The sequence below is a fragment of the Desulfogranum japonicum DSM 18378 genome, assembly GCF_000429945.1.
Lineage (GTDB): Bacteria > Desulfobacterota > Desulfobulbia > Desulfobulbales > Desulfobulbaceae > Desulfogranum > Desulfogranum japonicum.
On record NZ_AUCV01000034.1, the window covers coordinates 12,677 to 35,768 of the forward strand.

Here is a 23,092-nt window from a genome sequence, read left to right on the forward strand (position 1 = left end):
AGTCTCTTCAGAAATGGGAACTTTTGGTTGAGCAGGTAAGCCGAGGCGTATTATTGATATTTCAGGATACAGCTACCTGGCGAGAAGGACCTGTATTATTGCCAGACATTCTCTACACGTCTATCCAACGCTGTTCCTTTGCAGACTGCAGACAGGCCTGACAAAGATGCACAGAGGCATATCCTTCCCTGGCCGTTACAGGATTGACGCCACTGCCTCGTAAAAAGCTCTCCCAATTCCGCAACAGGGGAACGATGGTATTCACTGGATGCTCAGGACTTATATCAGTGATTTTCGTTCCGTTGATTACTCTGCACCGGTTATAAATCTGCTCTCCCTGCAAGATCCCATTTGCACAGATAAATTCAAACTGGCCTGAACGTGCCAGACTTACCTTGGAACAGTCAAGAGTTCCGGTAACGCCCTCCTCCATCTCAACAAGTACCTGCAACACATCCTCTAGAGCACTGTTATACAGTTGTCTGGTCAAAGCCATTACCCGCTTAACTTCAAGACCCGTTATATAGCGCAAAGCATCAAAAACGTGAACTGCGGTATGAAAACTTATCCCAGCGCCTGCGACTTCTGGCTGATGGTGCCAGTGAAGAGTCGATGGTTCAAGACGTTGGTTGGCGGAAAATGTATATAAGGTGCCTACAGATGATAACTGCTTTTTAAGCGCCTGAATAACCGCGTTATATCGCAATGTCTGGCCAGTAGTAATCTTGAGCCCCTCTTCTTTTTCCAGAAGAACAATGGCTTCAGCATCCTTATTACTGCCTGCCAATGGTTTTTCAAGCAGTAACGGCTTACCAACCTGAGCACATAACCTGGCAATACCAAGATTGAGAGTCGGTGGAACCACAGAAATAACACAATCTACCTGTGAATCCAGCACGAGCTCCTGCCATTCCGGGTACCAGCTACAGTTCCATTGAGCAGCCTGTTTCATCCCTTCCGACGAACGCCTGGATATAGCGGCGAGTTGTAAATATGGACAGTCCTGAATTACATGGCCTGCATATCTGGCACCGTGATTTCCGGTGCCAATGATACCGACAGATAAAGGCTGTAACTGTTTCTGCACAAGTTCTCCCTGTTACTCTCACATTTCAGGATCCTTTATTTCAGGTTCTGCAAGCGATTGCCAACCTGACGGTAAATCTTCAGGCCCTAGGCCAAGAAGCTCTGCAAATTGTATCACGATCTCTGGAGAACAGTTAAGTGAAGAAGTTCGTTTTCCAGTAGTAACATCTACAAGTTCCTGTTGCAGAAAACAGGTAAGACAGGTAGCCACCTTGCCCAAATGTGGTGAAGCATCATTTTGTATTCGTTCACAAAACCGCACAAACCGCTGCCAATTAACGTATGCCCGCTCCATACCTCTAAAAAGTGAAAGATCACGATTATTGGGGTCTAGATCTCGACAAACAATCTCAAGGTAACGTTCTTTTGCCGCTCGCTGTAAAATCTGTAACTCAGCCTGAGTTAACCGGAAATGTGGTCCTTCAGGATCTTCACAAAGATATACAAGCGATGAATGATATACCACTTCCGGTAACTCACCGGAGTGACGGACGATGAGCACTTCCTCCTCGAGAATGTGCTCCCGACTCGGGGGTGTCATCTGGCAAAGTCCTGTTTATTATGATCCAGCTGGAAAAGATTACGAACCTGGCCTATCCGTTCCGATTGGCTGATACAGTGATGATCTGTTTTTAAATACTGCATTGGATGGTGCAATATTTTGTTGGCTATGGAGGTTGCCATACGTTCGATGGCCTGTTGTTCGTTTTTGTTTAAGCCAGACAGACGCCCAAGGGTTTTGGCCACCTCTTTCTCCACCAGACAATTTACCATGTTACGAAGTTCAACAATGGTCGGTGTCGTTGCCATCCCCTCCAGCCATTGGTGCATTTTCACAACTTCTTCCTGCACTATTCTGTCTGCTTTTAAAGCCTCTCTATCACGCTCTGTCTTGTTCAACTCTACGACATTGTTCAGGTCATCAATATCGTAAAGATAGACATTGTCCAATTCATTAATATTCGGATCAAGATCCCTTGGGACAGCAATATCTATGAAGAAAAGAGGACGATTACGACGCTCACGCATGACGGAGCGAACATCCCGTTTATGTAAGATCAAATCTGTAGCGCCAGTTGAACTGATGATAATGTCAACATGTTCCAACTGATCAAGGAGTTCTTCAAGAGCTACAGCTTTACCATTATAACAACGGGCAAGTTTAACAGCTCTTTCCAGGGTTCGGTTGGCAACCACTACTTGTGCAACCCCCTGGCCAACCAGGTGTTCCGCCGCCAATTCGGCCATCTCACCTGCCCCGACGAGCAGTACTTTTTTATCAGTAAGGTTGCCGAAAATCTTTTTAGCCAACTCCACAGCTGCAAAACTGATGGAAACTGCACTGGCACCAATCCTGGTTTCAGTTCGTACCCTTTTGGCCACGGAAAACGATTTATGCAGCAACTTATTCAGTACCAATCCACTGGATCTATGCTTAGATGCAAATCGATATGCTTCTTTGAGCTGGCCAAGAATCTGCGCTTCTCCGACGATCATTGAATCAAGACTTGAAGCCACCTCAAACAGGTGCTCCACAGCACGATCATCCAAATGCGCATAGACATATTGTTGCAGTTCCCGCTGACTCACACGACTTGCAAAAAGCAATTCAAGCACTTGTTTTTTTGCATCTTCAACCAGCTCCCGGGCACAGGTAAAAAGCACTTCCACGCGATTGCAGGTGGAAAGCAGAAAATGTTCTTTGATGGCTGACAGCTGCCCAAGATCGCGCAAGGGATCTTCGTACCCACCGGCAAGAGCTAACTGTTCTCGAACAGCAAGTGGAGTGGTTTTATGATTAACTCCAAGAAGAATAATGGCATCACGATGCATAATTATGCACACCTTTCAACAGAAAGGAGACTCCCCACAGGGTAAAAAGAACAGAAACAAAGGCCACAATACTTAAAATCGCCACTCGGCGTCCACGCCATCCCACCGTAAAACGCTGATGCATGACTGCGGCATAGAGAAACCAGGTAATAAGAGACCAGGTTTCCTTGGGATCCCAATGCCAATACGCCCCCCATACCTGTTTTGCCCAAAGTACACCTGTGATCAATCCCAGGGTCAGAAGCGGAAACCCTATACTCAAACAGTGATGATTCAAATTGTCCAGAGCATCCAAAGATGGCAAACGTGAATAGAACAGCCCGAAACGTTTGCCTTTAATTTCTCTTTCCTGCAACAGATACATCACACTGCCCAGACAGGAAATGGCAAAAAATGCATTGGCCACAAGAGTAACAGAGGCGTGCACCGGCAGCCACCAGGATTGAAAGGTGGGGGAGAGAGGAATAATTTCGCGGGAAGCCATTGCGGCAACGGTCATGAGCACTAGTACGAGAATAGCAGCAAAGGTGCCAAGGTTTTTTACCGTATAGCGCCAGCGAAAGGAAAGATAACACCAGGAAACCGACCAGGCAAAAAAAGAAATAGTCTCATGATGACTGGTGATTGGCGTATGACCCGCCTCAATGTAACGAAAAACAATGTTAAACGTATGTAATATGGCAGCGATGAAAAATAACTTTCGAGCCACAGGTCGAATCTTCTTTTTCTGCGTGAAAAAAAAGGCTAAATACCCTGCGGTAGCAAGGCAATAACCTGCCAAACTTAGCTGAAAAAGTACAAAACTCATAATATTTCCTGTTGTAAGGCATCCCAGTCAATATCAGGAGCATAGCCCAAAACATCAGAAATATGTTCCTGAATTTTCTCCCATTGCCTGTCTTTGATCCACTGCAGTATATCAGGCAGCAAGATGGCTTGGAAGAGTTCTCTTGACGTTCCCCTTACCGGAGAACCTTTCGTAAGTACAAGGACGCGAAGCTGGGTCATAAGCTGCAACAGAATGCCATATTCAGATCCCATATCCTGCTCAAGAAGTCTTTTCACCATTGCTGCCATAGCTGGACTTTTGCCATGGGTGGATACAGTAACACAGAGATCATTGCGGGTAAATGATGCCGGCACATGAAAATCACTTTGTTCAGGATTATCAGCCAGATTAATAAGAATTTCCTGCGCCCTGGCATGACGCAGAATTTTCTCCTGGGTCTCTGGCGAAGAAGTAGCTGCAAAAACCAAAAATGCGCCTTCCAGATCACCCGGTTTGTAACAGTTCCTGCGCCACTCAATATGCTTTTGATCTACCATTGAGTATAACAGTGAAGTTATCTGCGGACTGACAAGTCGCACCTTGGCTCCCTGAGCAAGGACACCTTGAACTTTCCGCTCAGCTACCTTGCCACCGCCAACAATGACACACAGTCTGTTACTGATATCAACGGAAATGGGATACATATTTGGCCACAACAGTCCGTTTGTCGGTAATAAAATTCAGGCAGCAAAGTTTTTTCACTGGAACGTGCCTGCAAGAGGTTATCGCCGCATCATTCTCGTCAGCAGGATGGTGGTATCTCCCTCCAGACTTTTCAGCCGTCTTTTGGCCATCCCGATGACATAATCTTTTTGAGCCAGTTCAAGAAAAGGTTTAACGCTTTTTCTTTTTTCATCATGGGCCAGAAAAATCACGCCACCAGGCTTAAGTGCTTTTTCAAAGACGTTAAGTAAAGGTTGAAAAAACTCCTCGCGATACAACACTTCAGCGGCGGCTATAATATCGTATTGTTTCATTTTGGGAGGATTAAGCCAGTCAAGCAGTTCAAACTGGACATTGTCTATTTTACTGGCCGCAGCACTAATACGTTGAAAATTGAGGATATGTTCCTCATAATCGGTCATGGTCACCTTATATCCTGCTGCAGCTGCAACGAGTCCAGTGACACCAAGACCTCCGCCAAGTTCAAGCAGGGTTGTTCCTGGTTCAACCAGTTGACTGGCAAAATAATCAGCCAATACAATGGCTCCCTCCCAGAGCTTAATCCATACAGGAAATTCAGAAACATTCTCAAAAGGATCTTTGCCATCAAGAATCTGTTCCAGGTCTGAGGGTTTCAGGACGTTCAACCGGTGAGTTTTAACCGTAAGAGGTTCAAAAGCAACTTTATACTGTTTTTGAAGCTCACTATAGATGGCCAGAGCGTCTTCTGGTAAAGTCTGTGGATCCATATAAATTCTAGCTCTCTGCGCCGGACAACCTCACGTTGGCCGTCAGCTCATAAAATAATGTAAAAAGCCCAATGCCGAAACGACATAACAATAATAGCCAAACCAATGGAGTTGCCCACGGCGTACAAAGCGCATCAGACAAAGTATAGCCAGGTAACCGGATACAATAGAAGCGATGGTGCCAATGCCCAGTGCAACAACCTGCTCTCGGGCCGGTGGAACTGCAATCAGATCACTCAGCTTGAGTACCCCTGCTCCCAGTATGGCGGGAATCGACATAATAAAAGAAAACCGTGCAGCTGTTTCCCTTTGAACCCCAAGCAGCATACCTGTAAAAATGGTTGACCCACTTCTGGAAAGCCCCGGTAAAATAGCTATTGCCTGCGCACACCCTATAACCACTGAGCGAGGAGCATTTATTTGCACATCACGGTCCTTTATCCTGCGGGTAAGCAGCATAATGGTTCCGGTAACAGCCAGCATTCCATAGGTTATTAGAATGTTGTCAAAGATGGCATCAATTGAGTCCTTGAGAAACAGGCCGACAATCACCGCCGGAATAGTCGCTATCACAATGTATATATCCCACATGAAAGCCCTTCGCAATTGCGGATCCGATCTTCTTGTCTCCGGTGAAACAAAAAGTGCCCTGAGCATCAAAAGAATATCTTTATAAAAGGCGATGAGGACAGCCAATAGAGTGCCCAGATGTAAAAAGACTTCAAAAGCTATCCCCAATTCATGAAAATTAAGGATCTCTGAGCCAATGACCAGATGCCCGGAACTGGAGATAGGAAGAAATTCTGTAAGCCCCTGAACTACACCCAAAATTATAGCTTTTATGATTTCCATGGATATCCAGACAAAAAAAAGCGGGGCGATGAATCACCGACCCGCAAAATATTTCTCATAAGAGAATGAGTACTCGTTCCGTGCCTCGAAAAACTACCTGATTGGGTATTGAGTTATCTCAAAGAACAATGCAGGTTTCGCGTTCAAGAGCAGACACGAAAATTAGCAACCTTCGATAGCTTTTTTCTTGCTTGCTTTTACTTTTACTTCATCACCAGCGCTCAGTTTGTCAGCCTTTTCGCAGGTCATGGTAACTTTATCGCCTTCAACACTATCAACAGTGCATTTGACTGAAGCAGCAAACGCAACACCGGCACTTACTACAAACGCAGCAACCATAACAGCAGATACGACTTTTTTCATAATGATCTCCTTATTGATATGTAATATTGGCTTATTGCCCTGTACCTCTTAGGATGCGAAGGTACGCAATTACAGACTTCTTGTCAACCATAATCCCAGGCTTTCGAGGGATTATCGAAAAAGTTAAAGAACTGATTTAATATCTTTTTTTAACAAACCAATGGGGATATAGCCAGGATATGTTTTTACAACTTCTCCTTTCTTGTTCACCAGGAAGGATGTGGGAATTGCCGCAACACCGCCAAATTTACTGGCAGTTGCTTTATCAGCCATCAATACGGGGTATGGTATCTGTTCCTGTTCAACCAGCCGGGCAACCACATCGGCACCAGATTCGTCAACAGACAAGCCGACCACAGTAAAGCCCTGGGAGGCATACTCGCCGTGTACACTTTTCAACACGGGAATTTCCATTCTGCATGGAGTGCACCAGGTGGCAAAAAAGGTGATCAACATAGCTTTTCCAGCAAAATCGGCACTTCTCACAGTTTTACCTTCAGAAACAGAAGATAGTGTAAAAGAGGGCATCGTCACACCGGCAGAAACAGGTGACCTGATGCAGGCCGTAAACACAATGACCATGAACAAACTGAGAACGAGGTATTTTACATTCCTAACCATGAAATCGTATCAATCAGTAAAAATTGTACTTCAGACCAGTGCAGCCCGTTGACGATACAAAAAATTGAACCTGAGAGGATCTTGCACAGCAACAGCTCACCACGTATTATATGCTGTGATATCAATGAACTCAACACTCATTGATATCAGTCCCACCTAACATACATCTTTTGCAGGGGGAATAACGAGGTGTATTTTAACAGAAAAGAGAGTGTGACAAAAGAACAATGTTGCAATTTGAATTACGATTCCGTAATCGAGTCCATTTCATCTCCTGTATGAACTCAAGCTTTGGTATTCAACAACTGTCCCATCATCTCATCAACCGTCTCGATAGTTTTAAGGTTAGCACTATAGGTATGTTTATTCATAATCATTTCAGGCATTTCTTCACCAAGGTCAACGTTGGACTTTTCAACCATCTCCTGACCATTATTGGTTTCTTCAATCTGATAAGACCCGGGTGTGTTAACTTTCTCAAAATTTGCCTTTACCCCCTGGGGCGCCCTTTCGCTGAGTATGACTCTCCCTTTTTTAAAGCCATCACTATTCAGATTGGCTACATTATTAGCATTATTTTCCACCTTGGTTCCAACAGCCTGCAGGCCGGACAGTGCACTATTTAGTCCTGATATCATATTTCTCCTCCATACGAATAGCATATAACAAAACACATGCAAATTACCAGCCATATACGAGATGTTTTGTCAAGCCAGCCAAAATCTATTGCGCCTTTTACCGCGAATGATTAGAAAGGTATGCGCTGTTATGGTAAAGGAAGCTACCATAGCATACAGGGATGTTCCGCTAATCATATGAAAAGCCTTAACCATGCCCCCTCACGAGCCATGCAATTCTTCACTTCTTGTATTATGTTGATCAGTCTCGCCCTCTTTCCATTCACCTCTTCCAACGCTGAAGTGGTCGATAAAAGTGTGGCTGTGGTAAATAACGATATTATAACAATGTCAGAGGTTAATGAACTAGGTCAGCCTATGTTTCAGAAAGCCGCGACCGAAGTACCTTCGGAGCAGCTGCCCACAGTGATGGCACAAATCAGACAGAATGTTATTCAAAAGCTTATCGACCGTAAACTTCTTGTTCAAGAGGCTGCACGCCTCAATATCAGTGTATCTGACGCTGAAGTAAACAATGCCATAGAAAGAATCATTTCACGAAACAGGGTTTCCAGAGACCAGTTCCTTGAAGACCTGAAAGATATCGGCATGGACGAAACCCAGTACAGGGAAGATCTTAAAGAACAGATCCTTTCGTCCAAATTGGTTGGATACGAGGTACGATCCAAAATAATCATCCCGGAAGAAAAGATTATTGATTATTACGACGAACACTACACGGAACATCTTCAGGACGATGGTTATTATATCCTTCAGATAGGTACGGAAACAAGTAAATCCGATGGTCTGCATGGTGATGCGGCTAAACAAGAGGCTAGAAAAAGAATAAAGAAAATACATGACCTTGCACTTCAAGGAAAAGACTTTAAAGAACTTGCTAAGCGTTATTCCGAACTCCCATCAGCAGATGACGGAGGAGACCTGGGTACATTTCAGGAAAAGGAAATGGCTCCCTTTATGAAAAAGGCGGTGGTAGGCTTGAAACCGGGAGCAATCAGTTCCGTTGTAGAGTCCCCTTCCGGGTACCAATTTTTCACGACACTCTCTTCAAAAGAAGGTAAAATCATATCCAAAGTTCCCTACGATTCTGTTAAGGATGAAATACGGGATATTCTATACGACCAGGAACTGCAATCCCAATTTGAGCAGTGGTTTAAAGACATAAAGGAAAAAGCTTACATCAGAATCCTGTAAATACATGATTAAAGATACCATGCGGGGACAAGAAAAAACAACCGGAGAGCCCTCGGTGCCGCAAAGCATTGGACAACGGCTTCAAAGGGTACGCGAAGAAAAAGGGATCAGTTACGAACAGGTTTCCCAAGACACCAAAATTTCCATTGGAAACCTGAAATCCATGGAAAATAACGCGTATCAAAAACTTCCAGCTGACACCTTCACCAAAGGCTTGCTGGCACTTTACGCTGAATACCTCGGTCTTGATGGTCCGGAGATGGCAATCAAATTTCTTCAGCAGCGCAATGCAGAAGGTAAAAATCCTGTGCAGACTCCGAAGGAAACTTTTCGAGACTCGCAAACCCTTTCAGCAAAACGACTGGCTGAGCCCAGCCACATCCCTTCGTCAACAGTGGCAGTTATCATACTCTGCTTGATCGTTTTATCCTTTACAGCGTTTTGTCTTTACACGGGCTGGAATCCATTTAACTTCATTACGGACAAGACTAAAACTCTTTCTTCAACCGTTTTAGAAACTATCCAGCCAACCCAGGAGCCCAAACCCGAAGTGGTGGAGGCAGAGTCACTGCAGCTTGAAGCAGCCTTTCACCTGGATAGCCCTGTTGAGGTTACCATAGATAACCAGACTCCTGTAAAAGAACTGTATACAAAGGGAACAAAAGCAATATGGAACGCAAAGCATGAAATTCTTGTTGTCTTTCCACATCCAGACAGTGCTGAAATAGTGCTCAATGGCTCCCCCCATCACTTTCCAAGCCAACAGAATAATTCCTACCCTCTCCATATACAGACTTTTCGACCTGAATAATGCAAACATGCACAACCTGCTGTTTTGTACTCAAAACCACTGATCACGGTGAATCAGACAAAATCATTACATGTTTTTGCAGAGATCGTGGAAAAATAGCAGGTATAGCCAAGGGAGCAAAACGAAGCAAGCAAAGATTCGTCAACAAACTTGAACCGTTCACTAAATTGAATATCGTCTATTCTCAGCCAAGGAAAGGCACACTCTTGTTTTTCAGTGAAGCCGAGCTAGTCCAGGCCTATCTTCCGCTACGACAGTTTTATGAGCGCTACCTGGCCGCCTCTTTCATCACGGAACTCATTCTCAAATTCACAAGAGAAAATGACAGTGATGAAGGTATTTTCGCTCTTCTTGACTGGGCATTTTCTACTCTGACAACAGAAGAAAAGCCACTGAAAGTGGTTGCCCTTTTTCACGTACGCTTCATGGGTTTACTAGGATATCAGCCGGAATTGAAGCGCTGCTTCACTTGCGGACAACCTGTTCGGAACGGCCAGACCTATCGCTTACAGCCAAGTGGGGGAGCCATAACCTGCTCCACATGCACACCTTATTCACGGGGATACGATGAGGCACAAATCTCTGTACAAACGCTGAAATTTCTCCACCTTGCCCAGGAAGTACAGTTAGGGCGTCTTAATCGCCTCAAAATGCCAGCCTCAGCCATCCAGCAGACTATTGAAACGTTACATCGTTTTTCACTTCACCTTTTACAGCAGGATATAACAGGGTGGAAGGGGTTAAAATCGCTGTTTCCCTTGCTTCATGACAGGTGATATTACTTACAAATATGTTATCAACGGCAGGTCATACAGTGGAATAAAGTCACCAGATCTGCATAGGCGGCACACTCCATCTTATTCGCCAGGATGCGGAGAAAACCAAAAGTTACATGCCATACAACCTGTTGCTGAAAATTTCCCCATGTCCGATATTATGTATGGAACAATATGGCTGGATCAAATCCTATAATAACTGCCCCCCAATGCCTGCCATCAACGTAGACAGGCAACGAAAGGTCATTGAGGATTTCGCCTGTATCTCTCTTAACAGTCTGCAACAACATAGGCTGCGTATGTGTACATCGTCTCTTTTCGGTTTTAGTGGTGAAGATAATACGCTGATGCCTGCTATTGGCTACATCATGGGTAAAGTTTCCAGTTAGTGGTTTGGAAAAAGCTGCATGATGCGCAGGCAGGTAACCGTTTTTATCAATCGCAAGAAAATACGCCACTCCTTCTATTTCCGAACGGGCCTTATCAAAATGAGGCTGCATCCTTTTCTCAAATTCCTTGGTGTAGGAAGTCAAAAACTTAGGGGGGTTAGTGTTAGGAATCTCCTTGTAATTCGTATCAAAAACAGACACTCCAGAATCTTTCAGCGCCTGGATCTCCTGCTGGAAAAATATTTTCTTTTCCTTTGCATAGGTAATCATCTGATCAAAAGGGCCACTACCTGTTCTAAAAGTAGCTACCATTTCAAGCATTCTTTCAGTTTCGCTGCTTAAGGTTTCTGCCGAGAGTTCGGAAGTATGCATATCCTCAGCAATATCTTGACTCAGCAGGTTGATTCCACCAACTTTTTCAGTTACCTCTGTATTATTGGTGGACAATTCTTCGATGGCTGCAGCAATTTTAATAAACTGCTGATTCGCATCCTCGAAGTCACTTATCATGGTGTGAAAATTCTCCGATGTCTGCGTGATTGTTGAACTGGTCTGCTCTGCAAAAGTGCTTATTTCTGCAGTTTCACGCTGAGTTTTTTCCACTATTGATATCATGGACTTTACGCTGGACGTGATTTCCTCGGTGGCAGGACCAATACTTCTGGCGAGCTCACGAACCTCTTCTGCAACGACAGCAAATCCTTTTCCATGCTCAGCGGCACGTGCTGCTTCAATGGTGGCATTGAGAGAAAGCAAGTTAGTTTGCTCTGCAATATCGTTAATAATCGACACGGACTGCAAGATAGCCTGGGCACTTTTTCCAAGCTCATGTACAGTGACACGGAATGATTCAACAGATGTATTTATCTGCTGAGACTTATCAGCTGCAGCCATCAACTCCTGATAAGAATTTTGAGCGAGTTCTAAATTTTCAGAAGTTCTTCCAGAGACATATTGGGCAGATTCAGACACTTCAGCAATGGCAGTATCAGCCTCAACGCTGGCAGAAGATACCACGGAAGAAAGTTCACTTTGTTCAGCAGTTTTTTGAGTAGTATCGATAATTGACGTTGTTACCTTAGCGCAATCTATAGCTATATCTATTCCGATTCTGCGTAACTCTTCGACCAAATGACGCATCGCATCAAGAAATTCATCATATTTGCGTTGGATGTCTCCGGTAAGCTGGGAACTCGTTTTCAAAGAGGAGGGTGACAAATCAATCTCACCGTCTTTCAGACTGGCAAAAATAGACTCTACTTCAGTCAGAGTACACTGCATGGCATCTTTCAACGCTTTCGCAAAAAAAATACCTGACACAACTAACAGGCAGAAAAGCAGGCCAGCAAGAACCTTCAATATCCCCGCTATACCTGGCAAAAATATGGCACCCAGCAACAGCGCAATACATATTCCCATTCCCAGCAAGAGTGAGGTGACACAACCATTTACGAGCGTATAGTATGAAGGAAATAAACGAGAAATCAAACGAACTGGAAATGAAGACTTTATCATAACTCGACCTCCTGCCTGCGCGAAAGGGAAAGACCCTCTCAAAAAGCAACTGAAAACTTCCATTACTGCCAAATACCCTTACTTCATAGTATCGCAATGAAGAAGCCTCAAGAAGGGAAAAAAACGACATTCTGAAATAATTACCAGTTCTTTACCACTGTGTGACAGCCTGGGGGGAAACGTAAGCGTATAGATAAAACCCCGTGATGAGTTGCAAAAAAAATAGAGTAACAGAATAGACAGCAACCATTTTCTTTTGACCGGACTCTCAAGCCCGGTCAAAATGAACAATGCGGCTCAACTACTCCGTATCAGTTCCAGTAATTCCTCAGCACTGATGCGGGCGCTGACATCGGTTCCTTCAAGGAGTGAATTGGCAAGATCCCTTTTCTCCTGATGAAGCCGAACGATTTTTTCTTCAATGGTTCCAGCCGTCACCAGGCGATATACAGTTACAGGACGTTTTTGACCTATTCGGTGGGCACGGTCAGCAGCTTGATCCTCTACAGCAGGATTCCACCAGGGATCCATGTGAATAACGTAGTCTGCAGCAGTCAAATTCAGACCCAGACCACCGGCCTTCAGACTGATCAGGAAAAGATCGCCATCTCCAGCCTGAAAACTTTCCACCTGACGCTGACGCTCCTTGGCCGGAGTTGTTCCATCCAAATATTTGTACGCTATCTTTTTTTCATCGAGAAATGCCCGAATAAGAGCTAAATGCCCTGTAAACTGGCTAAATACCAATGCTTTATGCCTGCTTTCAAGCAATTCTTCAACAACTTCGGCAAAAACCTGCAGCTTAGTCGATGGAATTTTCACATTTTCATTGATCAGTTTGGGGTTACAACATGCCCGTCGTAATCGCATAATTTCAGCCAGAATACGCAAATGCCTGCCGCTCTTTTCTGCACTGCCTTCAATATTTTCAATGGCCTGCTGACGAAGCGCCTCATAAAACTGCAATTCTTCAGGCTGCATTTCCACCCTGAGGGTAATTTCAGTACGTGGCGGCAATTCATCAAGAACTTGGGATTTAATTCTCCGAAGCATGAACGGACGAATCAATTTCTTAAGGGATTTCCTGGCATCTCGATCATGATATTTTTCAATAGGAATTCCAAAACGACTGTTAAACTGTTTGTATGTACCGAGCAATCCGGGATTAATGAAACTGAATAAATTCCAGAGTTCACCTAAATGGTTCTCTATAGGTGTACCTGTCGTAATCAATTTAAACTTGGCCTTAAGCTGCATGGCAGCTCTGGACCGCTTGGTTGCAGCATTTTTAATTGCCTGTGCTTCATCAAGCACCACCGACTGCCAGGATACCTGCTTCAATAATTCTATTTCCTGTTGCAACAGCGTATAGCTGGTGATCAGCAAATCGAATTTACCCAAATCCTTGATGGTCTCTTCCCGGTTCTGCCCACTAAAAAAATGAATATTAAAAGTAGGGGCAAACCGATTGATTTCGGTTTCCCAGTTCATACAAACAGATGTTGGAGCTATGACCAAGGTGGGCCCCTGGTCTGCAAGGCTCAGAATAACAGTGGTTGCCTGCAAGGTTTTGCCAAGTCCCATATCATCTGCAAGACAGGCTCCGATACCTAAATGGGCCAATCTACTCATCCACACAAATCCCTCATTCTGGTAATCGCGCAATTCAGCTTTCAGGGTAGAGGGCACCTGAGGCACAAATTCCTGGGAGTCGGTAATTCGCTGGATCTGGCTTCTCCAGCCATCATCGGCTGAAGTTTTGGCCTGATGGGTAAGATCTTCCAACGCTATTGCAGCAAGAGGGTGAATACCAATCTCGCCAGGCTCTTTCTGGGAGGTATCCCCGTATAAAATTAACTCTTCGAGCCTGTTACGAAACTCTTGGGTAAGTGCCAAAAACTGACCGTCACCCAGTGGAATAAAACGGCTTTTGGCCTCAATCATCCGTTCTAAAAGAGTTTTCAGCTCTATAACCTCATCCTGGTCAACTTCCAGTTGCCCAGACAGTGCAAACCAATCCTGTTGGCTGGTCCGTATATTGAGATTCAACTGATTGACACCAACCTGCCGACGCACAGCAAGTTTTTCACCCTCCGGCCATTCCAGTACTATCCGGTCGCGTATTGCTTCTATCTCCAGCAACACCTGCAGACATTCTTCAGGATCCAGCAGATGCCATTCCCGCTGATTTTCCTGCTCAAGGTCAATAGCCAAGTCAAGCATAGGGCAGCTTTCTTCAATCTCCCTTGCCTTTTTTTCTTCCAACAGGAGATTTCTACGAGTCTGCAATCTTTTCCCTTCGATCTCAGCCATGACATTGGCCACGCCGTCCCCTGGTTTGAGATACGGACCGTCTGTTGCAAACGGTCGCACAAACATTTCCAGACGAAATCCGCTACCATAAGGGATGATATGTATGTGTATTTTGGGATCACTCTCAACAAATTCAACCTGCTTTTCTTCTCCCAAAACATCAATGGCGGAGTGCACAGTCATAAATGATGCAATATTACCAATGGCATCAAGTACTTTTTTACTGGCCTCCATAGGGACATAGAGGCCTTTTTCACCTGTTATGGCAGCGACTTTACGATGATCATCGTTGATTTCAATGATCCGGAAGCGTGTAGGGGTTTCCTTCCATACCGCAATTTTACCTTCACCTATCTCCTGGGTAAAATGGATAAAAAGTGAATCACCTTTTTGTTCAACAACCAGTTCCGGCTCGCCAGCTACGAGTTCAACCGGGATTTGAGGTGATTTTTCCAAGAATACCGAAGGGTGTCCAACAATGAGTGGCAGTGCTTTCTCATAATCAAAATCACACCCCCCATTTTTCGCTGTGGGTTCTGCAACCTGGTGTATGGTTGAGCAAACCCGTTTATCCTGACTGGTGAGATATTCGAAATCTTCAGCTATAGCCAGCCTGTTCAGGGCTACGGTGCGTCCTTTTGTCCAGCCCCCTGACGATGTACGTTTTTGCTCTTTGGGCAATAGAGACAGATGATTATCTTCATAATGAACAAACCATGCCAGACGGACATCCTGATCTGTCTCACGTTCATGACTGGTCAAACGAATCAACTCATCCAGACTCTTTTTCCAGGAATCATGGGGCTGCAGTATATGAGTGAGGGTACGACAACCGATGGATTGAGCCATTGCTTGGGCTTCCTCACCCCTTGCCGCGTGTTTATCATCAACGGCAGCCAACAGCTCCAAGGTTTCCATTGCCAACCAATCAAAGGTATTGGCTACAGCCTGCTCATGCAAGGCCTCCAATCCCTGTTGAAAATCCTCGGGAATCTCTACTCCAATCCAATAAAGAGACAATACCGCAACCAAGGTAGTCAGGCTTCGATCATCCGCAGCCAGACGTTCTGTCAGCTTCATCATATCCGGGAGTTTCCCAACCGGAGAATGGATCACTGCATCCAAAAAGAGGTAAGGAATTTCCTCAGGGCATCCCGCACATCTTTGCAAAACACTATAAATAGCCTGTAGAATACGCTCTTGATCCCCTTCAGCATTCCTCGCCAGCAGCGCAAAAAGGCAGAACAACCCCGTTATTCCGTAGAAAAAGCTGGAACTGTCCTCAGTATACGTCCGCAATACGACCAGATCTTCTTCAAAGAGCGTTAAGGCTTCCTCCACATCTCTGCAGAGAAAGGCAACACATCCGGCATAACCTGAACCTTGAAATGAATCGACATAGCGCTCAATGAGTTTTTCCAGGTCTGTAAAACGGCCCTGCAACAGGTAATAATTTGCCAGAAGCCGATGAAAAGGAACGAGTTCGATTTTTGAAATAGAGTTAGCCACTTCATTTTCCAGATATGTCAACACTTCCGGATAATGGTTCAAACTCTCCAGGGAATAACGAACAACCTGTTCGAGTAAATAAAACTGCAGGGAACTGGGTAGTTGACCAAGCCATTCAGGATCGAAACAATGGGCAACTACCAACACGGCCGGAGGCTCTGTGTGGAGATGTTTAGCACAGGAATCTTCAATGAACATCAGTGCTTCATCGAGTTTATCGAAATCCTGCTCATATACTCCCAATCTGAACTGACGCAACGCACGCCAGCATCTTGTAGGCCATTTTCCATACGAAAAAGAAACCGGGGCTTCTTTTTCAACAACAGCTGCCAGAGCTGCAAAATACCCTTGTTTCATGGCCAGTCTGGTATAATATTCTGCAGTGTTGGCAGAGAGTTGGTTCTTGCTGTTCAGCACACCGGCACTTTTCAGCGTTTTCACCAGCCGGCTGATGTTTTCCTTGACCGGCTTCTGTTCTTTAGGTATCCCCAGATCAACTGCGGCCATGCATTTAGCTAGAAAAGTAATGGAGACTGGCTCGTAAATAATGGAAACAAGCTGGAGTATGAGCTGTTCATGGGAAGTTAAATGCGTCAGGATCTCTGGTAAGATGCTTGCTTGTTTCGTTTCCGACATAGTTTTTTTCTAAAATTTTATTAAGAGGTTATCCTCAGAGGATTTTCAGACGACAGTATCTTGCAGATAGTCAGAAATGTTCATCTTCAATACTTGGGCATCCCGAATTCGAAGAACTTTCCCATTTTCTGAACACACACTATTTTATCTCTTTTCATCGATAAATCTAAAAGATACCTACAACAAAAAACCCCGGCAATGTTATGCCGGGGCTGCAACTCGCATTGTAACGGGCTGATATTCAGTTATTTCAAGCAACTACTGCAAGACATCTGGATTTACCCAAATCTTTGCTTCATTGTGAAGTTTCTGCAACCATTGATTCACCAGACGATTCTTTTTACTTTCAAGCAATTGTTGTTGCAACTGCTCCAGTTGCGCTTCTGGCAACTCATCTTTTCCCAGCCTGGTTTCAAGAACAGCATAGACGTAAAAAGTGTTCGTCACATCTACGACATTGCCACCAAGATGCTGCTTTCCATCAGATGAAAATGCTGCCTGTACAAGTTGTGGTGGAATATCAGAAGTGCTGTTTCGTTTAATAAAAGCGGATTCTTTAACAGTTGGTCCTGCGACGAGGGTATCTTTTTCCCTGCATTCCTGCAAATATTTTTCTGCTGCCTGGCGAGCCAGTTCCTTGCTCTGCTCTTTCACGTAGGCTTCTGCAACGGCATCTTTGACCGTATTCAGATCTGGTACAGATGGTTCTTTCCGGTCCTCTACAAATAGAATCACATACCCATCCTTTACTTCAAGAGCAGAGGAACTCAATTCGCCTTTTTGCAAGGAAAAGGCAGCATCAAGCATAGCCTGCTGGCTGGCAATTTCCTCCGGAGCATTTTCCCTATCAAAAAGATCTGTAGTTTTTAAGACTAGATTATTTTGCTTAGCAAATTTTTCAAGGCTTCCGGCGAGCATAATATCCTCATACGCCTTGGCAGCCTCATTGTAAACAATATCATGAGCAGCTTCTTCCTGCATAATTTCCTGAATTTTATCCCTCACACTTTCAAAAGACGTAACCTGAGCAGGTTTTATCTCTTCCAGTTGAATGATATGATACCCAAACTGAGTAAGAACAGGTTCGCTTATTTCACCCTGCTTCATGCTGAAAACAGCTTTATCAAAAGCCGGTACCATACGGCCCTGCTGAAAAAAGCCTAAATCACCGCCTCTATCTTTGGTTGGTCCTTCACTGTATTGCTTGGCAAGATCTGCAAAATTTTCTCCCTTGCGGGCACGAGCCAGAATATCCTCAGCCTCCTTCTTCTTTGCTGCCTTGACTTCATCAGAGTCACTACTGTTAACCTTGAAAAGGATGTGACGCGCATGGCGTTCTTCGGGTGTTTGATACTCGCTGCTACGGGAATCATAGCGATTGCGGACATCATCTTCGGTTATATGCACAGCTGCCGCAGCATCTGCAAAGGTATAATACAGGTATTTCAGTTGTACTTGGGGATCGGTCTTAAACTGTTCGCCATTGTCTTTATACCATTCTGTGAGTTTTTCATCGGTTACTTCAACTTCTTCGGTATAGGAATCGGCTGAAAAAGCAACATACCCCAGTCGAATTTCTTCGCGTGCAAAATCCTTCCAGGCCTCCAGCTCAGCAGGAGTAACATCAGTAAATGTTCCTAGTGTGCCGCTCACCTTCTGAATGATAAGGTCCTCTTTCAACCCTTTTTCAAAAGAGGTAGGTGTAAAACCTTTGCCGCTCAGCAATCCTCTATATAACTCTTCGCTGAATGCACCCTCTGCCTGAAAAGCATCCATTTCAAGAATTGTTCGTTGAAGTTCTTCTTCGCTGATCTGCAATCCCAACTCTTCCGCTCCCTGGCGAAGCAACTCCCTCTGGATGAGTTGTTCCAGCACTTGTCTCCTTAAACCAAGACTTTTCATCATTTCAGGAGTCATCTGTCCGCCAAACTGCTTCTGATATCTGTCTGCAGTCCGTTCGTAGCTCTGTCCAAAATCCTGGCGGGAAATTTCCGTTCCATTCACAATGGCAGCAGCATTGCCACCTTTGTTCATGTACGTACCAACACCCCAAAAGACAAAAACAATCATAATGATCAACACAATACCTTGACTCACTATGGATTGTCGTTTTTTTCTAAATATATTCAACATGATAAAATGATTTCCTCCTCATATATCGAACGCATTATCTGGCACGAAAAATGGATCATTATGTTCAATTTTTCCAGAAGTTACCAGGGAAAAATGCATACATTGCAATCGGTGAAAAAATGATTGATCATTCACTCAAAAAAAGAGGTGTTTGCTTGACAAACACCTACCCCTATAGTAAGAAACTGATGAATTTTTAAAAATAGGATTTCATTACTCATTCATATTAATCACTTGGCCAAGGAGGAACACATGGCAACAATCGAGCACAACGGAAAAGCCTACGAGGTAGACGAAGACGGTTTCCTGCTGAAAGGTGCTGAAGATTGGGACGAAAACTGGGTTGACTACGTAAAGGGTGTTGAAGGCATTGCCGACATCACCGACGAGCACCAAAAAGTTATCGATGCTCTTCAGGAGTACTACAAGAAAAATGGTATTGCTCCTATGGTTCGTATTCTTTCCAAAACAACTGGTTTTCCACTGAAGCGAATCTACGAACTGTTCCCCTCTGGACCAGGTAAAGGCGCTTGTAAAATGGCTGGTCTTCCTAAACCTACAGGTTGTGTCTGATTTTTACTCGTAGAGTACAGTCGAACAACATTAAAGGAGGTTGCCTGGCAACCTCCTTTTTCTTGGTCTTAAAAAGACATTTCCAAAAAGTGTGAATGATAACGAGAGAGATCCTCTCCACACTGTCCACAGATAAATTTTACCGCACCGAAAACTTCCGTATCATTCTCTTCAGGGGTAAATGAACCATCGCTGTTCTGTGTATACCTTGTGGTCACTAATACATTTTCTGCAATCTCTACAAAATCCTTCTTATTGCCGCATTTATTGCAGGTAATTCTTCCCGCTGGGTCTCCGACCGGTATCTGTACCTTTTTTTTCATACAATCGTAATGGCCTTTACCAAATTACTCACTGTTATTGTTATCAACAAGGGCTTCAGACACTCCATAAAGTATCTCTCCCTATCCCTAATTATGGTGTTTCAATCCGATTACTCATGACTTTGCTAAGCAGCCCGGGCTAAAAAAGAATGGAAAAACCCATTGTCTCAAGACAATCTTCTCTTTTGGTTTCAACATGACTCACCTGAGCATATGGCGAACCAACATGCAGCCATTTTATGAATTCCTGGATCAACGCTCTCTCGCCCTGTGCTAAAACTTCAACCCGCCCATCGGACAAATTTCGAACCCATCCATCAATCCCCAATTCAACAGCCTTTCTTCGAGTGTATTCTCTAAAACAGACCCCCTGAACCTTCCCGGACACGTAAGCTCGCATGGCAATTATCTCCATCCTATTCTCCTCATCCTGCGCTGATTCAAGGGAACTGCCCCTGATTTTTATGCCATGCATTCAAACCTATTTTTTGCCAACAAGTCTCAAAAAATCGCCCTCATCCAATACAGTTATACCCTTTTCACGTGCAGCGGTAAGTTTACTACCAGCCTTTTCACCTGCAACCAGGTCTGTTACACGGCCGCTCAGAGAAGAAACCACTTGAGCCCCCTGGTTTTTTACCAACTGTTTGGCTTCATTTCTGGACAAACTCAACAGTGTGCCGGTAAAGAGGAAGACTCTTTGGGAAAGGGGAGATTCGCTCTGTTCAAAAGGTTGAACCTGCATGCCGGCCAGGTGTAGCCTATCAAACGTTTCTTTGGTGGAGGGACTCTGCACAAACACCTCTAAAGCTTCAGCTGCCTGCTCCCCAACACCTTCTATCTGGATGAAGTCCTCTTTGTTACCTATAATGAAAGCTTCAAGTGTGCCAAAATGCGCGGCCAATAACTCAGCTGTCACTTCGCCAACATGCCGAATCCCCAACGCCCTTATGAATGTCCCAAGTTTTGGTGTTTTGGCCCGCTCTATGGCATCAATAACTTTTCGTGCTGATTTTTCTCCCCAGCCATCGAGTTGAGACAATTGATCCTGGGATAAAAAAAAGAAATCAGCGATCTCGGCAACTAAATTTTCCGCAACCAGTTTTTCGACGTTTTTCTTACCAAGCCCATCAATATCCAACCCATTTTTTCCTGCAAAATATATGAGTTGTTGAATCTGTTTTGCAGGACAGGCACTATTTACACAGCGAACGGCCACCTCACCGTTGCGTTGGATCAATGCTGACCCGCACACAGGGCAATATTCTGGAAAGATGATGTCTTCCTCTGCCCCGGAGCGTTTCTCCAAAATAACCTGAACGACCTCAGGAATCACATCGCCGGCACGTTGCACAAGAACGGTATCATAGACCTTGAGTTGCTTACGTTCGATTTCATCACGATTGTGGAGGGTCGCACGTTGAACCACAACCCCTTCCACAGTTACCGGCCTCAACCAGGCTACTGGTGTCACAACACCTGTTCTCCCCACCTGAAAATCCACTTTTTCAACAACAGTTGTCGCCTGCGCTGCCGGGAATTTCCAGGCCACAGCCCATCTGGGCGCTCGCGCGGTATTCCCCATTCGATCCTGGAGGGAAAAATCATTGAGCTTGATGACCATCCCATCAATTTCATAATCAAGACTGTGACGAATTTCATGAAAATGGGCATATTGTTCCACAACATCATGCATCGAAGCACAGAGGGAGACCAGAGGATTTGTCCTAAAACCCAAGTTGCGAAGAGAGGCAAACATTTCTTCCTGAGTCGAACAGGTTGATTCCCCCAGATATATGGCTGCATAGGGGAAAAAAGCCAGGGATCGCTGTGCAGTCACCCTAGGGTCCAACTGGCGAAGTGAACCTGCTGCAGCATTTCGAGGATTGGCAAACACAGCCTCACCATTTTCTTCACGCAATCGATTAAGGCGCCTGAAATCCTGTTTGGGAAAATATACTTCGCCACGTACTACCAAGCTGGAGGGCACCCGAACATCAGAGATAGGATAAAGCTGAAGAGGAATAGTGTGTATAGTTTTTAACTGGGCCGTAATATTTTCCCCAACAACACCATCGCCTCTGGTAGAACCTACAGTCAACATCCCATTTTCATACACCAGTTCTACTGCAAGACCATCTAGTTTCGGTTCAACAACCCACTGCAACGGAGTGCTCACTTTAAGGTAGCGGTCCACTCGATCTGCAAATGCCCCAAATTCTTCAGCAGAGAAAACATTGTCAAGGCTGAGCATGGGCTGCTTATGTTCAACAGAGTTGAATTCTTCAAGGGGTGGCCCCCCCACACGATGTGTGGGGGAATCGAGGGTTCTTAGTTCAGGGTATTGCTTCTCCAGAGCAAGCAATTCCTGAAAAAGAGTGTCATATTCACCATCCGCGATGATCGGTGCGTCCAAAACATAATACCGATGGGAGTGATCCTGGATTTCTCGGCGAAGCCATTCAGCCCGCTGGGCCACCTTGTTATTCATGGATATTACATATCCTCAAGCAGAACACCTGCTTTAGCAATATTTTCACGTGACTCTTCGTCAATGAATATAAGAATGGCCTCCTTAGGCTTATTGGCAACCTCAGAAATAACATCAGTTACCCCTTTAGCTATTTTCTGTTTTTGCTCTTTACTCAGAGTTCCTGCAACTCGAATGTTGACATAGGGCATAACTTGCCTCCCTCATTTTAACGATTCTGATATAAAAATATTCTTGCCAGCAACACAATTCTGGTGAAGAGTACTACTAGCGCTTTCTTCATAGCAAATAATTATCGGTTCGTCGATCAGCTTGTGGCATTATGGATAATGATTTGCATGCGAGCTTTACCAGATGCATTGCGAATGTATTTGCATTTTTCTATAACAGCATCGGATTCGCTTCCCAAACGGGTATCCGTAAACCGATACGAAGAGGTGGTATACGGGGACGAACTCCCAAACCACGACTACCCAGAGAGAACATCTTTAAAAGAATTTTAAGCCTTGCCCCAAAAAGTGCCATCTGCAGAGCTAAGAAAGCGAAGGGAGACTCCTTGGAGTGCCGGCGAACAATGGCCGGCATAGAGCATGTATTATCAAGACTAGCAATTTAACCAACAACATACATTCCGACAAAAAGCAAGAGACCGAAGTCCTGGCTGATGCCTATCCATAAAAGAGAATTTTAGTTCACGAGCAGATAAGCGAGGAACGAGACTCCGAGAAGGCCATATATGGACAGGTATTCGTCAAAAACAGCCTTTTGACATACAATTATACAGAAAAGGAAAAT

21 protein-coding genes are annotated in these 23,092 nt (G+C 44.6%); 4 read left to right on the forward strand and 17 right to left on the reverse strand.

Going from position 1 to position 23,092, the window contains the following annotated elements:
- Positions 1-112: 112 nt before the first annotated feature.
- The 10 genes from G493_RS0115395 to G493_RS0115440 all read right to left on the reverse strand — a co-directional run bounded on the left by G493_RS0115395 (position 113) and on the right by G493_RS0115440 (position 7,634).
- Positions 113-1,087 carry a Gfo/Idh/MocA family protein gene (locus G493_RS0115395; RefSeq protein WP_028581111.1) on the reverse strand — a complete coding sequence of 325 codons (975 nt, stop codon included), beginning with the start codon at positions 1,085-1,087 and terminating at the stop codon, positions 113-115.
- An 18-nt stretch (positions 1,088-1,105) separates the two neighbouring features.
- A complete protein-coding gene (locus tag G493_RS0115400; RefSeq protein ID WP_028581112.1) occupies positions 1,106-1,627 on the reverse strand; it encodes a hypothetical protein in 522 nt (173 codons plus the stop codon).
- Positions 1,624-2,919, reverse strand: coding sequence for a glutamyl-tRNA reductase (gene hemA, locus G493_RS0115405; RefSeq protein WP_028581113.1), 1,296 nt, complete (start codon positions 2,917-2,919; stop codon positions 1,624-1,626). The genes G493_RS0115400 and hemA overlap by 4 nt, the downstream gene beginning before the upstream one ends.
- On the reverse strand, positions 2,909-3,727 hold the full coding sequence (gene ccsB / locus G493_RS0115410) for a c-type cytochrome biogenesis protein CcsB (protein WP_028581114.1): 819 nt from the start codon (positions 3,725-3,727) through the stop codon (positions 2,909-2,911). The genes hemA and ccsB overlap by 11 nt, the downstream gene beginning before the upstream one ends.
- Positions 3,724-4,392, reverse strand: a complete 669-nt coding sequence (locus G493_RS29550; RefSeq protein ID WP_051309348.1) for a precorrin-2 dehydrogenase/sirohydrochlorin ferrochelatase family protein — start codon at positions 4,390-4,392, stop codon at positions 3,724-3,726. The genes ccsB and G493_RS29550 overlap by 4 nt, the downstream gene beginning before the upstream one ends.
- Positions 4,393-4,470: 78 nt before the next feature.
- Positions 4,471-5,160, reverse strand: coding sequence for a class I SAM-dependent methyltransferase (locus tag G493_RS0115420; RefSeq protein WP_028581115.1), 690 nt, complete (start codon positions 5,158-5,160; stop codon positions 4,471-4,473).
- Positions 5,161-5,202: 42 nt separating this feature from the next.
- Entirely contained in the window at positions 5,203-6,012 is an 810-nt protein-coding gene (gene uppP, locus G493_RS0115425; RefSeq protein WP_028581116.1) for an undecaprenyl-diphosphatase UppP, read from the reverse strand.
- A gap of 162 nt (positions 6,013-6,174) precedes the next feature.
- On the reverse strand, positions 6,175-6,375 hold the full coding sequence (gene extJ / locus G493_RS0115430; RefSeq protein WP_028581117.1) for a selenite/tellurite reduction operon protein ExtJ: 201 nt from the start codon (positions 6,373-6,375) through the stop codon (positions 6,175-6,177).
- A 123-nt stretch (positions 6,376-6,498) separates the two neighbouring features.
- Entirely contained in the window at positions 6,499-6,996 is a 498-nt protein-coding gene (locus G493_RS0115435) for a TlpA disulfide reductase family protein (RefSeq protein WP_028581118.1), read from the reverse strand.
- Between the two features lie 284 nt (positions 6,997-7,280).
- The gene (locus G493_RS0115440; RefSeq protein ID WP_028581119.1) at positions 7,281-7,634 is read right to left on the reverse strand and encodes a flagellar basal body rod C-terminal domain-containing protein; all 354 of its coding nucleotides are present in this window, start codon (positions 7,632-7,634) and stop codon (positions 7,281-7,283) included.
- A gap of 177 nt (positions 7,635-7,811) precedes the next feature.
- Here G493_RS0115440 and G493_RS0115445 point away from each other — a divergent pair, with 177 nt between their 5' ends.
- Genes G493_RS0115445 through recO form a run of 3 tightly spaced genes read left to right on the forward strand, consistent with a single transcriptional unit; the run spans position 7,812 to position 10,415 of the window.
- On the forward strand, positions 7,812-8,828 hold the full coding sequence (locus G493_RS0115445) for a SurA N-terminal domain-containing protein (protein WP_028581120.1): 1,017 nt from the start codon (positions 7,812-7,814) through the stop codon (positions 8,826-8,828).
- Positions 8,829-8,832: 4 nt separating this feature from the next.
- The gene (locus tag G493_RS0115450) at positions 8,833-9,639 is read left to right on the forward strand and encodes a helix-turn-helix domain-containing protein (RefSeq protein ID WP_028581121.1); all 807 of its coding nucleotides are present in this window, start codon (positions 8,833-8,835) and stop codon (positions 9,637-9,639) included.
- A complete protein-coding gene (gene recO, locus G493_RS0115455; RefSeq protein WP_028581122.1) occupies positions 9,639-10,415 on the forward strand; it encodes a DNA repair protein RecO in 777 nt (258 codons plus the stop codon). The genes G493_RS0115450 and recO overlap by 1 nt, the downstream gene beginning before the upstream one ends.
- 158 nt (positions 10,416-10,573) lie before the next feature.
- Here the strand turns inward: recO and G493_RS29555 are convergent, their stop codons facing one another.
- The 3 genes from G493_RS29555 to G493_RS34730 all read right to left on the reverse strand — a co-directional run bounded on the left by G493_RS29555 (position 10,574) and on the right by G493_RS34730 (position 18,910).
- On the reverse strand, positions 10,574-12,319 hold the full coding sequence (locus G493_RS29555; RefSeq protein WP_051309349.1) for a methyl-accepting chemotaxis protein: 1,746 nt from the start codon (positions 12,317-12,319) through the stop codon (positions 10,574-10,576).
- Positions 12,320-12,616: 297 nt separating this feature from the next.
- Complete coding sequence (locus G493_RS0115465; protein WP_028581123.1) at positions 12,617-16,777, reverse strand: SNF2-related protein; 4,161 nt, start codon at positions 16,775-16,777, stop codon at positions 12,617-12,619.
- Positions 16,778-17,035: 258 nt separating this feature from the next.
- A complete protein-coding gene (locus tag G493_RS34730) occupies positions 17,036-18,910 on the reverse strand; it encodes a SurA N-terminal domain-containing protein (protein WP_028581124.1) in 1,875 nt (624 codons plus the stop codon).
- A 252-nt stretch (positions 18,911-19,162) separates the two neighbouring features.
- On the opposite strand from G493_RS34730, the gene G493_RS0115480 reads away from it, so the two are divergent.
- Complete coding sequence (locus G493_RS0115480) at positions 19,163-19,483, forward strand: TusE/DsrC/DsvC family sulfur relay protein (RefSeq protein WP_028581125.1); 321 nt, start codon at positions 19,163-19,165, stop codon at positions 19,481-19,483.
- 68 nt (positions 19,484-19,551) lie between these two features.
- Here G493_RS0115480 and G493_RS0115485 read toward each other — a convergent pair whose 3' ends face one another.
- The 4 genes from G493_RS0115485 to G493_RS0115500 form a co-directional block, all read right to left on the reverse strand.
- Complete coding sequence (locus tag G493_RS0115485; RefSeq protein WP_028581126.1) at positions 19,552-19,806, reverse strand: hypothetical protein; 255 nt, start codon at positions 19,804-19,806, stop codon at positions 19,552-19,554.
- A gap of 139 nt (positions 19,807-19,945) precedes the next feature.
- The gene (locus G493_RS0115490) at positions 19,946-20,221 is read right to left on the reverse strand and encodes an acylphosphatase (RefSeq protein WP_028581127.1); all 276 of its coding nucleotides are present in this window, start codon (positions 20,219-20,221) and stop codon (positions 19,946-19,948) included.
- Between the two features lie 66 nt (positions 20,222-20,287).
- Entirely contained in the window at positions 20,288-22,297 is a 2,010-nt protein-coding gene (gene ligA, locus G493_RS0115495) for an NAD-dependent DNA ligase LigA (protein ID WP_028581128.1), read from the reverse strand.
- A gap of 5 nt (positions 22,298-22,302) precedes the next feature.
- Complete coding sequence (locus G493_RS0115500; RefSeq protein WP_028581129.1) at positions 22,303-22,488, reverse strand: tautomerase family protein; 186 nt, start codon at positions 22,486-22,488, stop codon at positions 22,303-22,305.
- Between the last annotated feature and the right edge of the window lie 604 nt (positions 22,489-23,092).